This window comes from Roseibium sp. RKSG952 (genome assembly GCF_009711355.1).
Genome location: NZ_SMMF01000383.1, coordinates 1 through 783 on the forward strand (window position 1 = coordinate 1; position 783 = coordinate 783).

Genomic DNA, 783 nt, shown 5'->3' on the forward strand with positions numbered 1-783 from the left:
TTCGGCTTCGCAAATGGTGCGGATTTTTCTTGCAGTTGGATGTGAAACGATTTTCCGGGGACGCCAGCCAGTATCCCTGCCTGCATACATTATTGCATTTCATGGATCACGAAATTTGAATTGGAATCACGGCGCATGAACTACCTGGCGGTCTTAGCAATCTACAAATTCGAAATGGCAAGAAGCAAGCGTACGGTCATGCAAAATATCATTGCGCCGGTTCTTTCGACCGCGCTCTATTTTGTTGTTTTCGGGGCGGCGATTGGCAGCCGTATTTCCGATGTGGACGGACTGAGCTATGCGGCTTTTATCGTCCCTGGACTGACGATGCTGTCGCTTCTGACCCAGAGCTTGGGATTGGCGGCCTTCGGGATTTTCTTCCCGCGGTTTACCGGAACCATCTATGAGATCATGTCGGCGCCTGTCTCGTTTTTTGAAATCGTCATCGGATATGTCGGTGCGGCGGCAACCAAATCCATTATAGTCTCTATCATTATCCTCGTAACCGCTTGGTTTTTTGTCGATTACAAGATCGAGCATCCGGTCTGGATGGTGATCTTTCTGGTGCTGACGGCAATCGCCTTTGCGATGTTCGGTTTCATCATCGGGATCTTGTCGAAAAATTTCGAGCAGTTGCAGTTTGTGCCGCTTCTGCTGGTGACCCCCCTGGCATTTCTGGGGGGGACGTTTTATTCAATCAAGATGTTACCGGAGTTTTGGCAAACCGTTGCGCTGTTCAACCCCGTCGTCTATCTGATCTCGGGCTTTCGCTGGAGCTTCTAC

1 protein-coding gene is annotated in these 783 nt (G+C 50.1%); it reads left to right on the forward strand.

The features are described from left to right. Window positions 1–135: 135 nt before the first annotated feature. Window positions 136–783 (forward strand): ABC transporter permease (locus E1297_RS01150; protein WP_155132840.1); only part of this gene is annotated, 648 nt, incomplete at its 3' end.